General features: G+C 51.2%; 21 protein-coding genes. 7 read left to right on the top strand and 14 right to left on the bottom strand.

The annotated features are described in order from the left end of the window. Positions 1-3 precede the first annotated feature (3 nt). Positions 4-1,215: a hypothetical protein gene (locus tag D1627_RS11715; RefSeq protein ID WP_147383284.1), complete on the bottom strand. Its 1,212-nt coding sequence runs from the start codon at positions 1,213-1,215 to the stop codon at positions 4-6. Between the two features lie 194 nt (positions 1,216-1,409). Between D1627_RS11715 and proS the strand changes: the two genes are divergently transcribed. The 3 genes from proS (at position 1,410) to floA (ending at position 4,650) form a co-directional block, all read left to right on the top strand. Beyond that, complete coding sequence (proS, locus tag D1627_RS11710; RefSeq protein ID WP_119432414.1) at positions 1,410-2,888, top strand: proline--tRNA ligase; 1,479 nt, start codon at positions 1,410-1,412, stop codon at positions 2,886-2,888. Positions 2,889-3,176: 288 nt separating this feature from the next. Continuing rightward, a complete protein-coding gene (locus D1627_RS11705; protein WP_119432413.1) occupies positions 3,177-3,650 on the top strand; it encodes an NfeD family protein in 474 nt (157 codons plus the stop codon). Positions 3,651-3,660: 10 nt separating this feature from the next. Then, a complete protein-coding gene (floA, locus tag D1627_RS11700; RefSeq protein ID WP_119432412.1) occupies positions 3,661-4,650 on the top strand; it encodes a flotillin-like protein FloA in 990 nt (329 codons plus the stop codon). Positions 4,651-4,742: 92 nt separating this feature from the next. Here the strand turns inward: floA and D1627_RS11695 are convergent, their stop codons facing one another. Then, the gene (locus D1627_RS11695) at positions 4,743-5,315 is read right to left on the bottom strand and encodes a pentapeptide repeat-containing protein (RefSeq protein WP_119432411.1); all 573 of its coding nucleotides are present in this window, start codon (positions 5,313-5,315) and stop codon (positions 4,743-4,745) included. Positions 5,316-5,461: 146 nt separating this feature from the next. Next, positions 5,462-6,301, bottom strand: coding sequence for a hypothetical protein (locus tag D1627_RS11690; protein ID WP_119432410.1), 840 nt, complete (start codon positions 6,299-6,301; stop codon positions 5,462-5,464). A gap of 97 nt (positions 6,302-6,398) precedes the next feature. Here D1627_RS11690 and D1627_RS11685 point away from each other — a divergent pair, with 97 nt between their 5' ends. Next, on the top strand, positions 6,399-7,382 hold the full coding sequence (locus tag D1627_RS11685; protein WP_119432409.1) for an isopenicillin N synthase family dioxygenase: 984 nt from the start codon (positions 6,399-6,401) through the stop codon (positions 7,380-7,382). Positions 7,383-7,452: 70 nt separating this feature from the next. Continuing rightward, the gene (gene chrA, locus D1627_RS11680; protein ID WP_119432408.1) at positions 7,453-8,622 is read left to right on the top strand and encodes a chromate efflux transporter; all 1,170 of its coding nucleotides are present in this window, start codon (positions 7,453-7,455) and stop codon (positions 8,620-8,622) included. 93 nt (positions 8,623-8,715) lie between these two features. Here the strand turns inward: chrA and rfbA are convergent, their stop codons facing one another. From rfbA to prmC, 7 genes are all read right to left on the bottom strand, one after another. After that, on the bottom strand, positions 8,716-9,585 hold the full coding sequence (gene rfbA, locus D1627_RS11675) for a glucose-1-phosphate thymidylyltransferase RfbA (RefSeq protein WP_119432407.1): 870 nt from the start codon (positions 9,583-9,585) through the stop codon (positions 8,716-8,718). Between the two features lie 17 nt (positions 9,586-9,602). Beyond that, complete coding sequence (locus D1627_RS11670; protein ID WP_119432406.1) at positions 9,603-10,631, bottom strand: SDR family oxidoreductase; 1,029 nt, start codon at positions 10,629-10,631, stop codon at positions 9,603-9,605. 19 nt (positions 10,632-10,650) lie between these two features. Next, positions 10,651-11,700, bottom strand: a complete 1,050-nt coding sequence (gene rfbB / locus D1627_RS11665) for a dTDP-glucose 4,6-dehydratase (RefSeq protein WP_119432405.1) — start codon at positions 11,698-11,700, stop codon at positions 10,651-10,653. Positions 11,701-11,702: 2 nt separating this feature from the next. Next, positions 11,703-12,737 (bottom strand): UDP-glucose 4-epimerase GalE, encoded by a 1,035-nt coding sequence (galE, locus tag D1627_RS11660; RefSeq protein WP_119432404.1) that lies wholly within the window; start codon positions 12,735-12,737, stop codon positions 11,703-11,705. Positions 12,738-12,740: 3 nt separating this feature from the next. Continuing rightward, positions 12,741-14,030 carry a nucleotide sugar dehydrogenase gene (locus tag D1627_RS11655; RefSeq protein WP_119432403.1) on the bottom strand — a complete coding sequence of 430 codons (1,290 nt, stop codon included), beginning with the start codon at positions 14,028-14,030 and terminating at the stop codon, positions 12,741-12,743. A 15-nt stretch (positions 14,031-14,045) separates the two neighbouring features. Beyond that, positions 14,046-14,621, bottom strand: a complete 576-nt coding sequence (locus D1627_RS11650) for an acyltransferase (RefSeq protein WP_119432402.1) — start codon at positions 14,619-14,621, stop codon at positions 14,046-14,048. A gap of 126 nt (positions 14,622-14,747) precedes the next feature. Then, complete coding sequence (gene prmC / locus D1627_RS11645; protein WP_119432401.1) at positions 14,748-15,602, bottom strand: peptide chain release factor N(5)-glutamine methyltransferase; 855 nt, start codon at positions 15,600-15,602, stop codon at positions 14,748-14,750. A 144-nt stretch (positions 15,603-15,746) separates the two neighbouring features. Between prmC and ribD the strand changes: the two genes are divergently transcribed. Continuing rightward, on the top strand, positions 15,747-16,778 hold the full coding sequence (ribD, locus tag D1627_RS11640; protein WP_119432400.1) for a bifunctional diaminohydroxyphosphoribosylaminopyrimidine deaminase/5-amino-6-(5-phosphoribosylamino)uracil reductase RibD: 1,032 nt from the start codon (positions 15,747-15,749) through the stop codon (positions 16,776-16,778). 71 nt (positions 16,779-16,849) lie between these two features. Continuing rightward, positions 16,850-17,332: a GAF domain-containing protein gene (locus D1627_RS11635; protein ID WP_119432399.1), complete on the top strand. Its 483-nt coding sequence runs from the start codon at positions 16,850-16,852 to the stop codon at positions 17,330-17,332. Between the two features lie 406 nt (positions 17,333-17,738). Here the strand turns inward: D1627_RS11635 and D1627_RS11630 are convergent, their stop codons facing one another. From D1627_RS11630 to D1627_RS11615, 4 genes are all read right to left on the bottom strand, one after another. Beyond that, entirely contained in the window at positions 17,739-18,422 is a 684-nt protein-coding gene (locus D1627_RS11630; protein ID WP_119432398.1) for a phosphatidylserine decarboxylase family protein, read from the bottom strand. Positions 18,423-18,543: 121 nt separating this feature from the next. Then, positions 18,544-19,818, bottom strand: coding sequence for a Glu/Leu/Phe/Val family dehydrogenase (locus D1627_RS11625; RefSeq protein ID WP_119432552.1), 1,275 nt, complete (start codon positions 19,816-19,818; stop codon positions 18,544-18,546). 105 nt (positions 19,819-19,923) lie between these two features. Beyond that, on the bottom strand, positions 19,924-20,751 hold the full coding sequence (locus tag D1627_RS11620) for a phosphatidate cytidylyltransferase (RefSeq protein WP_233555610.1): 828 nt from the start codon (positions 20,749-20,751) through the stop codon (positions 19,924-19,926). A 54-nt stretch (positions 20,752-20,805) separates the two neighbouring features. Further along, positions 20,806-21,771, bottom strand: coding sequence for a CPBP family intramembrane glutamic endopeptidase (locus tag D1627_RS11615; RefSeq protein ID WP_119432397.1), 966 nt, complete (start codon positions 21,769-21,771; stop codon positions 20,806-20,808). Positions 21,772-21,809 lie beyond the last annotated feature (38 nt).

Below are 21,809 nucleotides of genomic sequence, written 5' to 3'. Positions count from 1 at the left end.
AGATTAATTGTTTCCTCTTCTTGATGATCGCCCGCTACTCTCCCCAGACGAAGAAGAGGACGATGAACTGCTGCTGCGCTCAACAGTGCGTGATGGCGTGCTGCTTGGGCGGCTCTCAAAAGTCCGGCTCGGCCGGCTTTCTATGGTACGGCTTGGTCTGCTCTCTATCGTGCGGCTCGGTCGGCGTTCAATAGTGCGTGCTGGTCTTTCGCGTTGCTCCGGTGAACGGCTTGGCGTATACTCACGGGTGCGGCGGCTGCGGTTAGCGTTTTCTGGCTGTGGCTGTACATTTTGCTCACGGGGCTGCACCGTAGTATTGCGGCTTGGCCTGCTTGGCAACGAGGGCTTAGCAGACTCAGTGCCTCTGGCCGGAGATACTGTACTGCGGCTGCTGCGCGATTGGCGGCCGACCACTCCCTCTGTTTGCTGCTGCCCCGTGCTTTCACCACGGTTTACACGGCCTCTATCTGGGCGCCCGGCGGCACTGCTGTTATCCACAGAGGTTCTGCGGCTGTCGCGTGGCCCATACTGCACTTTAGCAGCCTTGCCAAAAACAACGGGTCTGTCGTGGTACCAATTATATGGGTTATGGGCGTAATAGCCATTAGCATAGCCTCTGTAGTAGCCATTATAAAAGCCGTGCCCATAGCTGTTTGGCCACCAGTTACTATACCCGTAACGCGGATAGCCATAAAAACCACCGCCCCATCCTACACCGTAGCTAATGCTTACTGTCAGGCCGCTTCTGTAGCGCGATGGCCCCCAGAAAGGATCATAGTAAAAAGGATCGTAATAAAACGGGTCGTAGAAAGGATCATAAAAGGCATAACTTGCGCGGCGAGGCACATAAGCTGCGCCCCAATAAGGATCTACGAAAGAGTAATCAGGCCGATACCAGTTATCGCGAGGGTTATAATCGCGCCCATCGTAATACTCATCGCCGCTATAATTTTGAGTGATAGAGTTATCGGAGTATTCCGGGTTAAGCACCTCTCCTTCGGCAAGCTGATCGTTGCTGTAAGCGGAGGTGTTATCGTTATAAGTTTGGTAAGCCCGCCCCGAGGATTGTGCCTCCGGCTCTACGTACACGGTCTGGTCGGCTGAGCTGTAATACATATCGTCGTACTCCGACGATTGCATTGCAGTGGGGCTGCTACAGCCAGCTGCCAGTAAAGCGAGCGCGGGGGCTATGGTAAAAATCGTATACTTTTTCATGGCCTTCTGCTGTTGTTCTGCTGGGATTAACTGGTTCTATATCAAAGATAAGCACACAATGGGGCAAAACCTTATCATAGTATAATATATTAACGTATTTTTGGGCCGGAATGATGTCCAGCCCTCATACTAACGCTGCAAACTTTGTTCCAAAAGCATCATAAATTAGCCATATAAGATAATATTAAAGAAAAATGAGCAAAGGGTTACCTAAAAGAAGCGAAGATTACTCTCTGTGGTACAACGAGCTAGTGAAGAAGGCGGGCCTGGCTGAGAACTCAGCCGTGCGCGGGTGTATGGTGATCAAGCCATACGGCTATGCCATTTGGGAGAAGATGCAGCGTGTGCTGGATGATATGTTTAAGGCAACCGGCCACCAGAATGCGTACTTCCCGCTGTTTGTGCCCAAAAGCTTGTTCGAGGCCGAGGAGCAGAACGCAGAAGGCTTTGCCAAGGAGTGCGCCGTGGTAACCCATTACCGTTTACAAACCGACCCGGATAAAGCCGGCAAGCTGCGCGTTGACCCAGCCGCCAAACTGGAAGAGGAACTGATTGTACGCCCTACCTCCGAAGCGATTATCTGGAGCACTTATAAAAACTGGATCCAAAGCTACCGCGACCTGCCCCTGCTGGTAAACCAGTGGGCAAACGTAGTACGCTGGGAAATGCGCACGCGCCTGTTTTTGCGCACAGCGGAGTTCCTGTGGCAGGAAGGCCACACGGCTCACGCCACCGCCGAAGAAGCCGTAACCGAGACAGAGCAAATGCTGGAAGTATACGCCACCTTTGCTGAGCAGTACCTGGCGCTTCCGGTTATCCGAGGCGTTAAAACACCAAACGAGCGCTTCGCCGGCGCCCTAGACACTTATTGCATCGAGGGTCTGATGCAAGACGGAAAAGCACTGCAGGCAGGCACATCTCACTTCCTGGGCCAGAACTTTGCCAAAGCGTTTGATGTGAAGTATGCTACCAAGGAAGGCGGCTTAGAATATGTATGGGGCACCTCGTGGGGCGTGAGCACACGCATGATGGGCGCCCTGGTTATGGCTCACTCCGACGACGAGGGGCTTGTGCTTCCTCCAAAGCTGGCTCCGATACAGGTTGTAATTGTGCCGATTTATAAAGGCGAAGAGCAGCTGGCACAGATATCTGAGAAAGTACACCAACTGAAGCGCGAACTCGAATCTAAAGGCATAAGTGTAAAGTATGATGACCGCGACACAGAGCGACCAGGCTTTAAGTTTGCTGAGTGGGAGCTGAAAGGTGTGCCGGTGCGCGTAGCCATCGGGGCACGCGACCTGGCAAATGGCACTGCCGAAATTGCCCGCCGCGACACCAAAGAGAAAAGCTCACAGGAGTTCGCCGGCTTGGCCAACTATATCCCTGCCTTGCTAGACGAGATCCAAGAGAATATTTACAACAAGGCATTTACTTACCGCGAGGAGCACACTACCAAAGTTGATACCTACGAAGAGTTTAAGGACGTGCTGGAAAACAAGGGTGGATTTGTACTGGCTCACTGGGATGGCACACCAGAAACAGAGGAGCGCATTAAGGAAGAGACTAAAGCCACTATCCGTTGCATCGCCCTGGATACGCAGGAAGAAGAAGGCGTGGACATGCTAACTGGCAAGCCAAGCAAACAGCGCGTATACTTTGCCAAAGCGTATTAATTGCTGCTTGTTTGTGGCTGATTGTTGATCGGCTTTAACATATTTATACTTGAAGCGCCACCTGCACACAAGCAGGCGGCGCTTTTGCATTACAGCATTCATGCCTACACCACCCAGAATCCGTAGATATAAGTATAACTACTCTATTTAAGTTGCAGAAGTATAAAACTCTGCCGCGCACGAGATAGGGTTGCATAACAAACGGTAATTCGTAATTCGTAATTCGTAATTCGTAATTCGTAATTCTATCTAAAAATCTCTATATTTACTTAACAAGCACACAAACTTATGCTACTGGACTGGATAACGGTAATACTGCTCATCGGCATCGGCCTGCTACTTGTAGTGGTGGAGCTCATATTTGTGCCGGGCACTACCATAGTAGGCGTGCTGGGATTTATACTTACCGCTATCGGCATCTGGATTGGCTACGCAGCCTTGGGCACCGAAACAGGCCATATCATACTTGGAGCCACTGTGCTGATAAGTGGCCTGGCCTTTTTCTATAGTTTCCGGTCGGATAGTTGGGCGCGCTTTGCCCTGAAAAACCAAAATAAAGGCCGCGTTAACGAAGACCACCAGCACACCCTGGAAGTGGGCGTCACTGGCAAGACCGTATCTGCGCTGCGGCCCCAAGGCACTGCTCTGTTTGCCGAGCGCCACCACGAGGTGCAAACCCGCGGCGAGTTTGTAGCGCCAAGCACACCCGTGCGCATTATCAGGCTTAACCAAAACAAGATAATTGTAGAAGCAATCTCCTAACCCTTTTCAGATGGAAAACCTATCCGTATTATTTTTAGTGGCAGGCGGAATTATCCTGCTCATCATCTTTTTATACTTCGTGCCGATCAGCCTATGGATAACAGCGCTGTTCTCGGGCGTGAAAGTAGGCCTGCTGGAGCTCGTGTTCATGCGCATCCGGAAGGTGCCGCCAAGCCTGATCGTGAACTCCATGATCAACGCCACCAAAGCCGGCATCGACGTAACCACCACCGAACTGGAAACGCACTATCTGGCTGGCGGTAACGTGCCAAACGTTATCAAAGCGCTTATTTCTGCTGACAAAGCTAACATCCCGCTATCGTTTAAACAGGCAACCGCCATAGACCTTGCGGGCCGTAACGTGTTTGAGGCCGTAACTACTTCGGTAAACCCGAAAGTAATTAATACGCCAAATGTGGCAGCCGTAGCCCAGGATGGCATTCAGCTGATTGCCAAGGCCCGTGTAACGGTGCGCGCCAATATTATGCAATTGGTGGGTGGTGCTGGCGAGGAAACGATTCTGGCCCGTGTTGGCGAGGGTATCGTAACCTCTATCGGTTCTTCTACCTCACATAAGAGCGTGCTCGAAAACCCGGACATGATCTCGAAGCTGGTATTGCAGAAAGGCCTCGATGCGGGCACGGCCTACGAAATTCTCTCGATTGATATTGCCGACATTGACGTGGGTGAAAACATTGGCGCCAAACTTCAGATAGACCAGGCCGGAGCCGACCTGCGTGTAGCGGAGGCTAAAGCCGAAGAGCGCCGCGCTATGGCCGTAGCCGTGGAGCAGGAAATGAAAGCCAAGGCACAGGAAGCCCGTGCTAACGTAATTCAAGCCGAGGTGGAGGTGCCGCAGGCCATCGCGGCGGCTTTCCGCAACGGCAACCTAGGCATTATGGACTACTACCGTATGCAGAATATCCAGTCTGATACTGATATGCGCAACAACATTGCCAACCCCGGCGACCAAGGCAGTTCTGGTAAGCCGAAAGAGTAATTAAAAGTAAAGTATACAATAAACAAAGAGGCCGCCTCAGTTACTGAGGCGGCCTCTTTGTTTATGCAGATTTATACGGTGCAGCATAAGCCTCAGCTAATAACCAGTTTATACTTATCTAGCAGCCCAGCCAAGCCATCAGCCGAAAAGCGTGCGCCTTTCATGCGGTTATTCTCGGGGTTGATAGAGTAGTTGTATGCCATCCGGAAGTCAGCTTTCTCTAGCACCGAGCCATCGAAGGTGACACTGGCCAGGTCGCAGTTTTCAAAGCTGGCTTTGGTAAGGTCGGCTTCGGTAAAATCGGCTTCGCGCAGGCTACAGTTTTTAAAGGCGGTGTTCTTCAGTTTTAGCTTGTAGAACGATGCCAGGTTAAGCACACAGTCCTCAAACCCAACCGACAGCAAAAAACTGCTACAATTGTTAAAGCTCAGGCCCAAAAGCTTGCAATTGCTGAACTTCACATCCTTCAGCGCCGTGCCGCGGAGGTTTGCCATACTGAGGTTACATTCCCGGAATGTGCACTCCATAAAAACCACTCCCGCCAGGTCGGAGCCTGAGAAATCGCAGTTCAGGAAGGTGCAGTGCTCATACTCTCCTTTTGGCAACGCACGATTTGTATAGTCAACCCGCTCAAATACTTCGTCTTCAATTATACTTTCTGCCATAGTCATAGCTCTTTGTCTCCGGGTTAAGTTAAGTATACTTCGGATACAAGTGCAACTCATATTCTGCGGCATATTCCCTAAAAACCCAAAAGGCCCTGCTCATTTAAGAACCGGGCCTTTTAGGTAATACTTTAAGGCGATAAATATTATTGCGCCTTTAGGGTAAACGTACGGGTTACGCTGTTATATGGGCCAGGCAGCACGTTGCCATTGTTGCCGATCAGCTCTAGCTTAACGGTATTCTCACCCATTGGCAAGCCTTCCATAATGTATGGCATCCAGCGGTCAAGCATAAATTCGGTACCGTTTATGGTAGCGCGCACTTTGTTGCCAGTAGTAGACAGGTTAGTATTTACCAGGTAGAAATCCAGCATCACTTGCTCTGTATCCTTACCAACATACTCGCCTTTCGGGCGGCTGTAGAACATGTGCGGGGCATCCAAGTCAATATCCAGTTGCTGTGCCGGGCGGCCTACGGTTATCTTGCGCAAGTCATAAGCGCCTTTGTGCTTAAGGCTTTCGTGGTATGAGCGCGATAAGAACGAAAGTATTACGTGCTCGCCTTCCGCAATGTCTTTGGTGAACTCAGTCTCGTAGTGTGCTGTATAGGGCTCGTTATCCACGATGTTATGGATGTGCTGCCCTTGCTGCGAGTTGGCCATGTGGTCTGCATTGGAGTGCGGCGTCATGCGCGTGAGCTGGTAGTTAGATAACGTATAGGAGAACTGCACGGGGCCGGGCTCCACTACGCTGTTTGCAGCGGGCGTGTTTAAACGCAACTGCGACTCAGGGTAGCGCTGCGAATTATCAAAAGCAAAAACCCGGAGGCCATTCTTACTCATTACTGCTCCTACGGGTTCCGGGCCTTCACTCACCGTGCCCTCATTAGGCTGCTGTGTTTCGGCTTCCTGCGTCTGGCGTGCAGTATCACAGGCAGAAAAGCAGAGCATTGCGGCTGAGGCCAGGAGTAAATACGTTTTTTTCATGTATAAAGTGTTTGGTTAGCAATTCAGCTAATTTAGTGATTTTCTTCGTATATTGCGAAGTACGTGAACATCACAAAAAAGTATACGCTAGAATAATATGAGCGAGATTTTGTTTGACGAGATCCCTTCCCTTGACTTGGCGGATTTCACCTCTGGAGATGCAGAAAAAAGGGCTCGGTTTGTAAAGCAGTTAGGCGATGCCTATCAGAATATCGGCTTTATAGCCCTACGCAACCACGGCCTTAGCGACAAGCTGACAGAACAGCTTTACGCAGCCACTAAAGAGTTCTTTGCCTTGCCAGACGAGGTAAAACAAAAGTATGAGAACCCGGAGCTTGCCGGCCAGCGCGGCTACATTGGTAAAGGAAAAGAAAAGGCCAAAGGCTTTAACACCGGCGACCTGAAAGAGTTCTTCCATGTGGGCCAAGAACTGAGCGACATTCCAGACAGTGACCCGATTAAGGCAGAGTATCCTGAAAATATCTTTCCAGAAGAAGTTCCTGATTTTAAAACCGTGTCGCTGGAGGCTTACCGCAAGCTAGAGGCAGCCGGCAAACAAGTGCTGCGTGCCATTGCCATCCATTTAGGTTTAGAGGAAACCTACTTTGATGAGAAAGTAAAGTATGGCAACAGCATTTTGCGCCCTATCCATTACTTCCCGATCGAGAACCCGGACAGCGTACCGGCTGATGCGGTAAGAGCTGCCGAGCACGGCGACATTAACCTGATCACCCTACTAATGGGTGCCAGCGCCGATGGCCTGCAGGTATTACGCCGCGATGGCCAATGGATTCCGATAACGGCCTTGCCGGAGCAGGTGATCGTGAACGTGGGCGACATGCTGGCGCGCTTGACCAACAACAAGCTGAAGTCTACTATCCACCGTGTAGTTAACCCGCCGCGCGAGCTGATGCACACCTCACGCTACTCTATTCCGTTCTTTATGCACCCACGCTCCGAAATGGACCTTACCTGCCTGGAGAGTTGCATTGATGAGAAAAACCCTAAAGCTTACCCGGATGCAACCGCAGGCGAGTACCTGAATGAGCGCCTGATTGAGCTGGGTCTTAAAAAAGCCTAAGTATAAAAATTTACTATAAAAAAGAGAGTCGGCTGAAAAGCTGTCTCTCTTTTTTTATTTTTATGCGATTATGAGTTTGCGCTACTACATCTTCCTAAAAGACGTACTGTTGCTGGCCCTCACTGCGTTTGGCGGGCCACAGGCGCATATTGCCCTCATGTTTAAGCTACTCGTGGATAAGCGCCGCTATGTTACCGAGCAGGAACTGATAGAGCTCAACGCCCTCTGCTCCATACTTCCGGGGCCAACCTCCACGCAAACCATCACCGCCATCGGGTTTAAGATCGGTGGGCCCAACCTAGCATACCTCACCCTCCTGATCTGGATTTTGCCTGCTGCCTCCATTATGGCCGTGGCTGCGCTTGCTATTTCATACTTGCAGGAACAGGGTATCTCGCTGGAGTTTCTGCGCATTATTCAGCCCATGGCCGTGGGCTTTGTGGCCTATGCCGCCTATATGATCAGCTCTAAAGTAATCCATACCAAAACAGCGGTGGTACTGATGGTGATTTCGGCTATACTTGCCTACTTCTTTTCTTCGCCGTGGGTATTTCCGGCCTTACTGATTGCAGGAGGCGCCGTAACAGCGCTGCGCTTTAAGCAGCACCCCATGGAAAAGGATAAGCAACTCAAGATACAGTGGGCCAACTTTATACTTTATGTGGCGGTGCTAGTGGTAGCCGCTGTGCTGGGTGCCTATACTTCATCGTTGCCAGTGCGCTTGTTCGAGAACTTTTACCGTAACGGCAGCCTGGTGTTCGGTGGCGGCCAGGTGCTCATCCCGCTGCTCTACTCCGAGTTCGTGGATTTTAAGGAATACCTCACCGGAGAGGAGTTTCTGTCGGGCTATGCCATTGTGCAGGCGCTGCCGGGGCCAACTTTCTCTTTCACTTCCTTTATCGGTAACCTGGCCATGCGGGAGTATGGCCTTGGCGGGCAACTATTGGGCTCCTTTGTGGCCACGGTGGGCATATTCTTGCCGGGCACATTCCTGATCTTCTTCGTGATTCGGTTTTGGGATGAACTGAAGAAGTATAGAGTGGTGCGTGCCTCGCTGGAGGGCATAAGTGCCGTGAGCTCGGGCATGGTGGTGGCTGCCGCCATTCTGCTCTATCACCCCATCGAAAATACTATCATCAATTTCAGTATTGTAGTGGCTACATTTTGCCTCCTCATGTTCACCAAAATCCCTGCGCCAGTGCTTATACTTACCGGGTTATTGCTGGGGTTCTTAATTTGAGGGAAGGGTTTTGATATACCTTAAGGAAGGAATACTCTATCTATAAGTTTGCTCGACAAGTAAAAAGGCCACCCTCTCAGGTAGCCTTCCATGTTATATTTTCTCTTTCAGCATCCGGAGCAGATACTCGCCATAGCCGCTCTTGCGCAGCGGCTCAGCCACCTCGCGCAGCTGCTCCCCGTTGATGAATCCCATGCGCCAGGCCACCTCCTCGATGCACCCGATCTTGAGGCCCTGCCGCTCCTCGATCACCTGCACAAAGGTAGCCGCCTGCATCAGGGACTGGATGGTGCCCGTGTCGAGCCAGGCGGTGCCGCGGTTGAGCACGCCCACCTGCAGCTTGCCCCGTTTCAGGTACTCCTTGTTCACGTCCGTGATCTCGTACTCGCCCCTAGGGCTTGGTTTCAGGTTCTTGGCAATCTCCACAACCTCGTTGTCATAGAAGTATAAACCGGGCACCGCGTAGCTGCTCTTCGGCTCCCGGGGCTTCTCCTCTATCGAGATGGCCTTCATTTGCTCATCAAACTCCACCACGCCGTAGCGCTCTGGGTCGTGCACGTGGTAGGCGTAGATCACGCCGCCGTCCGGGTCTGCGTTAGCCTGCAGCAGCTTGCTCATGCCCGAGCCGTAGAAGATGTTATCGCCCAGCACCAGCGCCACCTTGTCCGTACCGATAAACTCCTCCCCGATCACGAAGGCCTGCGCCAACCCGTTAGGCTCCTCCTGCACCTTGTAGCTGAACCTGCAGCCGATCTGGCTGCCGTCGCCCAGCAGGCGCTCAAACATTGGCAGGTCGTGGGGCGTGGAGATGATCAGGATCTCGCGGATGCCCGCCAGCATGAGCGTGGAAAGCGGGTAGTAGATCATCGGCTTGTCGTAAACCGGCATAAGCTGCTTGCTCACGGCCAGCGTAAGCGGGTGCAGCCTGGTGCCGGAGCCGCCGGCAAGTATGATTCCCTTCATATTATTTATACTTTAGGTTACTTTATAGCAGCTGCTTTATCGGTATCTCTGTAAATAAATTCCTGGTTGTGCTTGAACCACTCAAAAGTTAGCTTCAGGCCTTCGCCAATGCGTACTTTCGGGTCGTAGCCCAGCAGGCCTTGCGCCTTGGAGGTATCAGCCAGACTGTCGCGGATGTCGCCGGGGCGGTCTGGGCCATGGATAGGCTCCACATCGGCTCCTGCCGTTTCTTTCAGGATGTTGAACATCTCCAGCAGCGAGGTTCTATCGCCCACGGCAATGTTGTATACTTGGTTCACAGCCTCCGGATTCTCTACCAGCGCTGCTCTGATATTGGCCTGCACGCAATTCTCCACAAATGTAAAATCGCGGGTTTGGCCACCATCGCCGTTAATCTTCGGCGATTGGTTATGAATCAGGGCATCAATAAACAAAGGAATAACGGCCGCGTAGGCTCCGTTAGGGTCCTGCTTCGGCCCGAAAATATTGAAGTAGCGCAGCCCGATAATCTCCATGCCATAGGTTTTACCGAATACATCCGCATACAGCTCGTTGGCATACTTGGTCACGGCGTACGGCGAGAGCGGCTTGCCGATGCGGTCTTCCACTTTCGGCAGCTCCTTGCTGTCGCCGTAGGTGGAGGATGAGGCCGCGTATACAAAGCGTTTGATATTGTTCTCCTTGGCCGCGACCAACATGTTCACAAAGCCGCCCACGTTCACGTTGTTACTCGTGATCGGGTCGTTTATACTTCTCGGCACAGAACCCAGCGCCGCCTGGTGCAGCACCACGTCCATTCCGGCGCAGGCATCCATACAGGTCTGCGGGTCGCGGATGTCGCCTTCTAATAATTCAAAGGCAGGGTTATCCAGAAATTGCTCAATGTTTTTGCGGAAGCCATTCGAGAAGTTGTCCAGCACACGCACCTTGCCCACGTTATACTTGAGCAGGTACTCTACAAGGTTAGAGCCGATAAAGCCGGCGCCTCCGGTTACTAAAAAAGACAGGTTCTCGAGTGGTTTCTCGTGGTAAGGAAAATCGTACATGTATACTTTGCTTGATAAATTAGCGATCAGTGTATTGCTGCTCGTAGTAACTCTGGTAGTTGCCAGAGGTCACGTTTTCGAGCCATTCCGGGTTTTGTAGGTACCAGTCCACTGTTTTGCTCAGGCCTTCTTCAAAAGTCACCGATGGTTTCCAGCCCAGCTCGTCCATCAGCTTGGAGGAGTCGATGGCATAGCGCAGGTCGTGGCCGGCGCGGTCCTTCACGAAGGTGATCAGCTTGCGGGAGTGGCCTTTCTCGCGGTTCAGCTTCTCGTCCATCTGGTCGCAAAGCAGCTCGATCAGGTCCAGGTTCTTCCACTCGTTTACGCCCCCAATGTTGTAGGTATCGCCCAATTTCCCCTCATGGAATATTACATCGATCGCGCGTGCGTGGTCCAGCACGTAGAGCCAGTCGCGCACGTTCTCGCCTTTGCCATATACAGGCACCGGGCGCTCGTTTTTGATGTTGTTGATAGCCAGCGGAATCAGCTTCTCTGGGAAGTGGTTCGGGCCGTAGTTGTTCGAGCAGTTCGAGATCTTCACCGGCAGGCCATATGTATGGAAGTATGCCCGCACGAAGTGGTCAGAGCTTGCTTTTGAGGCTGAGTACGGAGAACGCGGGTCATAAGCCGTCTCTTCGGTAAATAGGCCGTCCTCGCCCAGCGAGCCGTATACTTCGTCGGTGGAGATGTGGTAGAACAGGTGCTTGCTCAGGTCATCGGCCCAGTGCTTGCGCGCTGTGTTCAGGAGGTTTACCGTGCCGATCACGTTTGTCTGCACAAAGGCCAACGGATCAGAAATGGAACGGTCCACATGCGACTCGGCCGCCAGGTGAATCACCGCATCAAACTTATACTTTGCGAAAGCCTCCTCCAAAAAAGCCGCATCCACAATGTCACCCTTCAGGAAAGTATAGTTCTCGCGCTCCTCTATGTCCGACAGGTTCTGCAGGTTACCCGCATAGGTAAGCTTGTCGAGGTTGTAGATCTGGTAATTCGGGTACTTGGTTACGAACAAGCGCACCACATGCGAGCCAATGAAGCCCGCACCGCCTGTAATCAATATTTTCATACTTATACTTTTTCTTTTTGAAGGGATAACTGCCAATCCCAGGCGCTTTTCATAGCCTCTTCCAGAGTGCTGGTGGTTCTGAAGCCAAGCTCCTGCGTGGCTTTTGTCACGTCGGCATAAATTTTCGGCACATCGCCGGCGCGGCGCGGGCCTACTTTATAGTTGAGCTTTTGGCCGGATGCCTTCTCAAACGCATGAATTGCTTCTAACACAGTGTTGCCGTTGCCGGTGCCCACATTAAAGAACTCTATACTTTCGGCTTTGCCTTGCAGCAGACGCTCTACTGCCACCACATGCGCTTTGGCCAGGTCTACCACATGGATGTAGTCACGAATACACGTGCCGTCCGGTGTATCATAATCTTTACCGAAAACAGTTAGCTGTTCGCGTATACCTGCGGCGGTTTGTGTGATAAAAGGCACCAAGTTGTTTGGAATGCCAAGCGGTAATTCCCCAATCTTTGCAGATGGATGCGCCCCAATCGGGTTGAAGTAACGCAGCGCCGTGGCTTTGATATGGCTATTGCCGCTGTTGGCCAGGTCCGTCAGGATTTCCTCGCATACTTTTTTGGTGTTACCGTAAGGTGAGTTGGCTTTCTGCACCGGCGTTTGCTCGGTTACCGGTAAAGTATCCGGAATACCATACACTGTGCACGACGAAGAAAATACCAGGTTAAACACGCTAAACTCAGCCATCACCTGCAGCAGCGTTACCAAAGAACCTACATTGTTGTGGTAATACTTCAGCGGCTCTGCCACCGATTCGCCCACAGCCTTGTAAGCCGCAAAATGAATTACGCCTTTGATGTCCTGCTCCTGCGCAAACACCTCACGCAGCGCCTCGGCATTGGTGCAATCAATGCGGTGGCACGGAATGTTGCGGCCAAGTATGGCGGCTATTCCTTCCAGTGCACTTTCCTCAGAATTTGAGAAGTTATCAATAATAATAGGCTCGTAACCAGCTTCTACTAGTGCTACCACCGTGTGGGAACCAATATAGCCTGCGCCTCCTGTTACCAGAATCTTTTCGTTTGCCATAGCTTATAAGCTTGTATATTCTATCTCGTTAATTTTGCCGCGCAGAATTCCCTTCAAGTCTACCAGGATCGGGGTGTCGTTCATGATCCTCTTGAAATAATTCTCGTCTAGCTCCAGGTATGGTTGGTGCGGCACCGCCACTACCACTGCATCGTAATCTTTGCCAGCTTCTTCTACCAGCCCAAAGCCATACTCGTGCTGCAGTTCCTCAGAGCTTGCATAGGGGTCTACTACCTCAACGTTTACCCCAAAGCTTTGCAGCTCACGGATCACATCTACCACTTTGGAGTTACGGATATCCTCTACATTCTCCTTAAACGTGGCACCCATCACCAGCACTTTGGTTTGGGAGATGTTCTTGCCGCGCATGATCATCATCTTCACCAGTTTGTTGGCAATGTGCGCGCCCATGTTATCGTTGGTGCTGCGGCCGCTCAGGATCACTTTGGCATCGTAACCCAGCGCTTTTGCTTTGTAAGTAAGGTAGTATGGGTCCACGCCGATGCAGTGGCCCCCCACCAGTCCTGGCGAGAAGCGCAGGAAGTTCCATTTTGTCCCGGCTGCTTCCAGCACCTCGTAGGTATTGATGTTCATTTTCTCGAAGATGATCGATAACTCGTTCATCAGGGCGATGTTAAGGTCGCGCTGCGTATTCTCGATTACTTTGGCGGCCTCGGCCACTTTTATAGATGACGCACGGTGCACGCCCGCATCAATCACCAGCTCGTATACTTTGGCAATTTCCTCGGCTGCCCCGGCATCGCTGCCAGAAACTACTTTCACGATCTTAGCCAAAGTATGCTCCTTATCGCCTGGGTTGATGCGCTCCGGCGAGTAGCCAACTTTAAAGTCATCTCCGAACTTAAGGCCTGACTCGCGCTCCAGCACTGGCACACAATCTTCTTCGGTGCAGCCAGGGTATACCGTAGACTCAAACACGGCGTAATCACCTTTTTTCAGTACTTTCCCTACAGTGCTTGATGCTGCTAGCAGTGGTTTCAGGTCCGGTTGCGCATAGCTGTCGATAGGCGTTGGCACAGCCATGATAAAGAACTTTGCCTCGCGCAACACCTCCAGACTATCGGTAAATTCAATATCAGCTCCCTCAAAATCATTGCTCTCCAGTTCACCGCTTGGGTCAATGCTGTTGCGCATCATCTCCACGCGCTTTGCGTTGATATCGAAACCGATCACTTTTATCTTTTTAGCAAATGCCAGTGCAATAGGCAAACCTACATAGCCCAGGCCGATCACGGCAAGTTTGGCTTCTTTGTTAAGCAGTTGTTCGTACACGCTATCTATTGTTTTTTATACTGATACAAATTTACACGCTCCGGCCTGAAGCATATAACGCTCCCCTGTTTCGGGGCACTGTGCCTCTCCGTTAGCGTTAAAAGCTAATTTATGTCCGTTGCGGCTCACCCAACCATGCTGCCGGGCAGGGTTACCATACACCAATGCATAGGCAGGTACTGTTTTAGTGATTACTGCCCCGGCTCCTATCATGGCATACTCTCCAATCTCCAGGCCGCATATTACGGTGGCATTCGCACCGATGCTTGCGCCACGCCGCACCAACGTTTGCCTGAACTCCTCTTTGCGGTTCACAAAGCTGCGTGGGTTGGTGACGTTGGTAAAGACCATGGATGGACCCAGAAACACATCGTCCTCGCAGATAACGCCAGTGTAGATCGACACATTGTTCTGTACCTTCACGTTGCGGCCCAACACCACACCCGGCGACACTACCACGTTTTGCCCAATGTTACATTCATCACCCAGCCGGCAGCCTGCCATTAAATGGGCGAAGTGCCATATTTTGCTACCCCGGCCAATCATACTGCCGGCATCTATCACAGCGGTTTCGTGGGCAAAATGGTCCATTATACATATGGGCAGCTTATCGACTGCCCTTTATACTTTTATATCCGGCTCCTTTGGCCAGCTTACTTCAAAAGTACAATTTAAAGCTATACTTTTGATGATTTCATCTTAAAAAGGTATGTACTCTTAGCGAACGGCACGTACCATACGGTCTTTGCCGAACAGGTCTGATACGACTTGCGCTTGTCTAAACCTCACTGCCAATAGCAGCTCTTTCACCTCCTGCCCATAGCGTTCGTTTATCTCAAAGTATAGCTTGCCACCTTCGCGCAGCAGCTCAAAAGCTACTTCGGCTATTCTCCTGTAATATTTCAGCGGATCCTGGTCAGGTACGAAAAGCGCCAAGTGCGGTTCATACTGCAGCACGTTTTCACGCATCTGCAGCTTTTCCTCCTCCAGCACATACGGAGGGTTACTGGTGATGATATCTAGGGAGTTTGGATTTATACCCGAAACCGGCTCAAAAATATCAGCGTGCAGCCAGGTAACGGGCAGGTTATACTTTGCCGCGTTGGCACGCGCTACCGCCAGCGCCCCTTCCGATACCTCCAGTCCATACACCTTGGCTTGGTATAGGTTTGCGGCTAGCGCCAACGGAATACAGCCGCTGCCAGTGCAAATATCCAGCACGTGCAGGTTATCCCGGCCTTCATGCTCTTTCAGCGCCAGGTGCACCAGCTCTTCTGTTTCGGGCCGCGGGATCAGCACCCGTTCATCTACATCCAGGTCCAAGCCATAGAAATGCGCCGTGCCCAGCACATACTGCACCGGCTCCTGGGCCTGCAAACGCTTAATAACCTGTTCCGCTTGCGCCTCCTGCGCCGGGGCCACAAGCTCCTGCTGCGCCAGCGAAAGCTGCAGTCTGTCTTTATGAAGCATATGCTCCAACACCAACTGGGTTATACTTCCTGCCTCCGGCTCAGGATAAACATCCTGTATACTTGCCCTAATATGCTGCTGCAACTGTTGGATGGTAGCCACGGTTATACTTTCTGTTGATTTAGGTATCTTTGCAAAAATAAACTATTTGAGTTAGAAAGCTGAAGAGTTATAGAGTTTAGGAGTTATACTCTCTAACACACTAACTTTTTAACCTTCTAACTTCCAAACTTCCCAACTTTCCCTATGTCTGACGAACGATACATGCGACGCGCTTTGGAACAGGCCCGGTTAGGTGCCGACCACGCTAGCCCAAACCCAATGGTTGGCTGCGTGGTGGTGCACAAGGGGCAGATTATCGGGGAAGGCTGGCACCGGAAGTATGGCGGGCCGCATGCCGAGGTAAACGCTATAGCCGCCGTGGCAGATAAAAGCCTGTTGCCTAAAAGCCGGATATATGTTACGTTGGAGCCCTGCTCGCACTACGGCAAAACGCCTCCTTGTGCCGATTTGCTCATCAGCCATGGCGTGAAAGATGTGGTTATATGCAACACCGACCCGAACCCACTGGTGGCAGGCCGAGGCATCAGGAAGCTTTTCGAGGCTGGCGCTATGGTTAAAGTTGGCATGCTGGAAGACGAGGGACTAGAGCTGAACAAGCGTTTCTTCACGTTTCATAGCCAGAAGCGCCCTTTTATACTCTTAAAGTGGGCCGAAACCGCCGATGGGTTTATTGCTGCGGCAAATTATCAGCAAGAGCAAATCAGTGGCAAGCTGGCGCAGCGGCTGGTGCACAAGTGGCGCTCCGAGGAGCAAGCAATTATGGTAGGCAGCCGCACAGCCCTTTACGATAACCCGCGCCTGAACACCCGCCTCTGGCACGGGCAGCCTCCCCTGCGCCTGGTTATCGACAAGCAACTGCTACTACCACCGCACCTCCACCTGTTTGATGGCAGCCAGCCTACGGTAGTTTATACTTACAAGCAACAGGAAAACCGCGAGAATGTATACTTTGCGCAGCTAGACGAGCAACAGCCTATCCTTCCGCAGATTATGCAGGACCTGTACCAGCGCAACGTTCTTTCTGTACTAGTTGAGGGTGGCACGTTTTTGCTGGAAAGTCTGCTACAGGCAAACCTCTGGGACGAGGCAATGGTTTTTAAAAGTCTGCATAAAACACTGGCTGCCGGCATAAAAGCACCAAGTATGGTTTACGGCCAGCTAAAAAGCATTCAAACATTAGGCCCCGACCAGCTGTTGCATTTCCTTAGGCAGTAGACTTTAGCCGATTTCACAGATCCGGACTTACTTATTCAGTCATTCATACATCACTCATTCAAAATTATCACATGGCAGAATCACTTTTGATAGATGCAAACCTCAGCAAAGAGGAAAAATACAAAGCACTTCTCCCGCAGATCGAGGCACTCACAACTGGCGAGACCGACCTGATTGCCAATATATCCAATCTGGTGGCTGCCTTGCGCCAGGGTATGGGCTTCTTTTGGGTGGGCGTATACTTTAACAAGGAGGGGCAGTTGGTGCTGGGTCCGTTTCAGGGGCCGATTGCCTGCACGCGCATCCCCTACCACAAAGGCGTTTGCGGCGCTTGTTACACACAGCAAAAAACCATGCTGGTACCCGATGTGGAGGCTTTCCCGGGGCACATCGCCTGCAGCAGCGACTCTAAATCAGAAATTGTACTGCCAGCCATCGTAAACGGCGAGGTAAAACTGGTTTTGGATGTAGACAGCGACAAGCTAAACGACTTCGATGAGGTAGATCAGAAATACCTGGAGCAGGTTATGAAGCTGGTAGAAAGCTGGTATTAGATTTAGCGTATCAGGTAGCACGACACACGTAGTACGACTTCCAGATAGTTACAATTACTGCAGTTACTGCCGCGAGTTTAGCGTAAGCGTAACTCGTGGCTGAAATGGGGCAAGTTTTCAACTTGCGTTCTGGGCGATAAGAGAGAAGGCAAAAGACTATAGATATGCATCATTGCAAAGCAGAAGTGCTCTCATGGTTTGCTTTGTCCCTTCGGGACAGTTGAGTTGACAACTCAATCTTATACTTAGCCACGAGTTACGCTTACGCTAAACTCGCGGCAGGGCAAGGCGCTCATGCGAATCCTGATTCAGATAAATTAAGAAGGCCGCTGCAGTTTATACTTGCAGCGGCCTTTTTAATTAACTATCGTGATACGTAATACGTGTGTCGTGATACGCAGAAGTATTACCCAAACAGCGTAGGTGCTGGCGTTTTTAGCTGCGCGATTACCGTTTGCCCGCCTTTGGTTTTCTGGCCTAGCTCTGCTTTAATCTCTGTATCCAGTGGCACGAAGATATCTACGCGGGAGCCGAATTTAATAAACCCGAATTCCTCGCCCTGGCTTACTTCATCACCTTCGCTTACATACCATACGATGCGGCGCGCCATGGCTCCGGCAATCTGGCGGAAAAGCACCTCAGGCCCAGCCGTAGACTCCACCACAACAGTAGTACGCTCATTTTGCGTGCTCGATTTTGGGTGCCAGGCCACAAAGTAGTTGCCCGGGTGATACTTGAAATACTTTACGATGCCAGAAACTGGGTTGCGCGTAATGTGCACGTTGATCGGCGACATGAAGATCGAGATCTGCTTGCGCTTGTCCTGGAAATATTCTGGCTCTTCCACTTCCTCAATCACTACCACCTTGCCATCGGCTGGGGCAATAATCAAGTCTTCGTGCAGCAACAGGTTGCGGTAAGGGCTACGGAAAAACTGCAGGATCAGCAGGAAGAGAACGGCTGAAACGGCGGAGAATATTCTGTTAAAGGTGCCATTCTCTGCATTAAAGTTATAAAGCAGCAGGTTTAGCACTACCAGAATTAACAATGTGATAAATAAAATTCTCCGTCCTTCTTTATGAATTTTCATCCGTTTATGTGTTTGCCGCAGGTACTTTTATAACTCATAATAGCCCATCCAGTTTTATGGATGGGCTATTACCTGCTTCAAAATTATATAATCTTTCGCTTATTCTTCTAAAAAATATATTTTAGAATCCGCCGCGGTACTTATATGTCATCGCTACTTTGTCGATTGCAACGATGTAGGCCGCTATTCGCATTGGCACATTATATTTTTGTGATGCCGCATAAACGCGCTCAAAGGCTTCATTCATAATGCGCTCGGCGCGTTCGTTTACGCGGTCCAGCGTCCATTTAAAGCCCATGCGGTTCTGTACCCACTCAAAGTATGATACGGTTACACCACCAGAGTTCGCTAGGATATCCGGCACAACCATAATGCCTTTTTCGTTGATGATGTTATCGGCCTTGTAAGAAGTAGGGCCGTTGGCACCCTCCACAATCAGGCGGGCCTGGATTTTATCCACGTTATGGATCGTGATCACATCTTCCACGGCGGCAGGCACCAACACGTCTACCTTAGCAGTCAGTAGGTCGTCCGGGTTCATTTGCTCGGCGCCGGTAAAGCCTTCTAAGCGGCCATTGTGTGCGTTTTTATACTCGATGGCTTCTTCTATATCGATGCCTTTATCGTTCCAGTATGCTCCGCTTACGTCGCTTACGCCAAGTATTTTAACACCGCGCTCGGCCATCAGTTTAGCAGCCCATGAGCCTACGTTACCAAAGCCCTGCACCACGGCAGTAGATTTATGCGGGTCCATGCCTAGCTTCTCCATGGCAGCCATCGCCGATACCATCACGCCACGACCGGTAGCTTCTACGCGGCCCAACGAGCCACCAAGTACAAGCGGCTTGCCTGTTACCACAGCGTGCGTGGTTGAACCTTTGGTTTTAGAGTATTCGTCCATCAGCCAGGCCATCTCGCGTGGGCCTGTGCCCATATCCGGCGCCGGAATATCCTGGTCGGGGCCAAAGATATCTACCAACGAAGATGTATAGGCTCTTGTTAAGCGCTCAATCTCGCCAGCCGACATAGAGTATGGGTCGCAGATGATACCGCCTTTGGCACCACCGTAAGGTATGTCCACAACAGCGCACTTCCAGGTCATCCAGGCAGCCAGGGCCTTTACTTCATCCAGGAAAACGTCCGGTGCATAGCGGATACCGCCCTTTGATGGCCCCAGAATGTTAGAGTGCATTACACGGAAGCCTTCGAACACGCGCACTTTGCCGTCATCCATCGTAACGGGCACGTTCACGATTACCTGGCGAGTAGGAGATTTAAGGACGTTGTACACTTCCTCATCTAACCCAAGCACCTCAGCTGCTATGTTGAAGCGCGACATCATCGACTCGAAAGGATTTTCTCTGTCCTTTATCGGTGCTGGCTCTTTATATAACATCATCTACTCAAAAAATTTAGGGGTGAGTAATCAATCATTGTATGAATTTCGGGGCAAAGTTGAGAATTATACTTACAACCTCCTACAGGGCGGCTGCAATTTTTTTCAGAAGATCTCCAGGAAAGTAACTATAAACGGAATTGCCATCAAAAGGCTGTCAAAACGATCTAATAATCCGCCATGGCCCGGCAGCAGTGTACCAGAGTCTTTTACGCCCAAGCTGCGCTTCAGCATGGATTCGGTTAAGTCGCCGAGCACGCCAAACACAGCCACGATAACGGCCATGCCTACCCACTGGTACAATTGCAGATCCACGAACGAAAAAGACATGCCGTAGCCTACCAGCACGGCCAGCAGTGTGCCGCCACCCCAGCCCTCCCAGGTTTTGCCCGGCGAAATACGCTCAAAAAGTTTATGCTTGCCAAAGCTTTTGCCAAAGATGTAGGCCCCCGTGTCGGCCGCCCAGATAAGCAGCATCAGGCCAAGTATGGGTTGCCAGCTATACTCGCCGTGCAGGTAGCCCAGCAGGTTAAGCAAGCCAAATGGCCCGGCCACGTAGGCCACACCAGTGATGGTAAAGGCAATGTTAGTGAAAGGCTGCGCTTTTTTGCGATACATCTCCAGAATCAGCGTCAGGAACAACACAGGCAACGATAAGTATAGCACCTCGCCGGGCATGGATTCTTTTTGCACCAGAAACATCGAGACAAAAAACATCCCGCCAAGTATAAGCCCCAATGGTTTGTTTGGCTTTATACCCTGCACCCGCACTAAATTGTAGAACTCGGAAATGCCCAGCAGCGTGAGCCCCAGAAATAGCAGAAAATAGGTCCACTCGCTATACCAGATGCCGCCTATAAAAACAGCGGCGCCCAGCACCCCTACTATGATTCGTTGGTTTAGATTGCTGAGGGTGGAGATCTTTTTACTCATGAACAGGAATTGCGCCGGCGCTGCGGCAAGTGTAAGGGTTAGGTTTTAGCTTGTTTAGGTTCGCTCCTCTATCTCGTTGGCCTCGGCCAGGCTCTCCTGCCGCAGGGGCAGGCGGGCAAAGTTCTGGTAAAGGTAGTATAGAATTGCCGCACTTATCAGCACCGACAACGCTATACTATAGAGCGGCATTGTGTCCGTGCTCTCAATATCTGCGTCGATGGTGCGGGTTTGATGCAAGTATAGCATAAATACAGTAAACCCGTTGTTAACAAAGTGCGCTATTATAGGCACGCTGATGCGCCCGGACCAGAAGTATAGGTAACCGAACAGCGCCCCAAGTATGGCCCGCGGCACAAACCCGAAGAACTGCACGTGTATCGCCCCGAAGATGATGCCCGTTACCCAAATGGCCACGTGCATATTGCCGCTCCAGCGATACAGCTGCCGCTGCGTAATGCCCCGAAACACCAGCTCCTCGCCAATAGCAGGTATGGCTGCAAAAACCAGCAAACCCACCAGCAGCTGCGGTACCGTTTCGAAGCGCGTAATTAGTTTGGTAAGCTCTGCCAATTGGTCTTCCTGTTGCCGGGCCCACTGCTCAAAGCCACTCATAAAATCCGGGAAGTTCAGGTTGGCGTTCCAGTTGATGATCACGGAGTTGGCTGGCATAATCAGCACGATAAGCGCTCCGCTGAGCAGCACCAGCAGCCAGGCCGGCCGCACTTTCCAGTTCAGGTAGTTATCCAACTTGTAGCCCAACGACATCAGCAGAAACAACGGCGTAACGATAAAGGCAAAGAACTGCAATACGCCCTGTAGCAGCAACATTACGCCGGGGCCCTGCGGGTGCGCGGCAGGGTTCGTGGCCACATCGGCCAGCTGAAAAAGGCTGATACCGAAGATCCAATCTGCCAGCAGGCCTACCACAAACATGGCTATAAAATAGCCGCCCGCCATGTATACTATCAGCAGTAATAATACCCAACTTGGATGCAGATCTTTGGAGATGAAACCTTTCATACTGGTAATTAGGTTTAGTTGACGTAAATTTACGCGAA

The organism is Pontibacter oryzae, from assembly GCF_003576375.1.
GTDB lineage: Bacteria > Bacteroidota > Bacteroidia > Cytophagales > Hymenobacteraceae > Pontibacter > Pontibacter oryzae.
The sequence above is the reverse complement of the archived record's forward strand: the minus strand, read 5'-3'. Positions and strand labels throughout refer to the sequence as shown.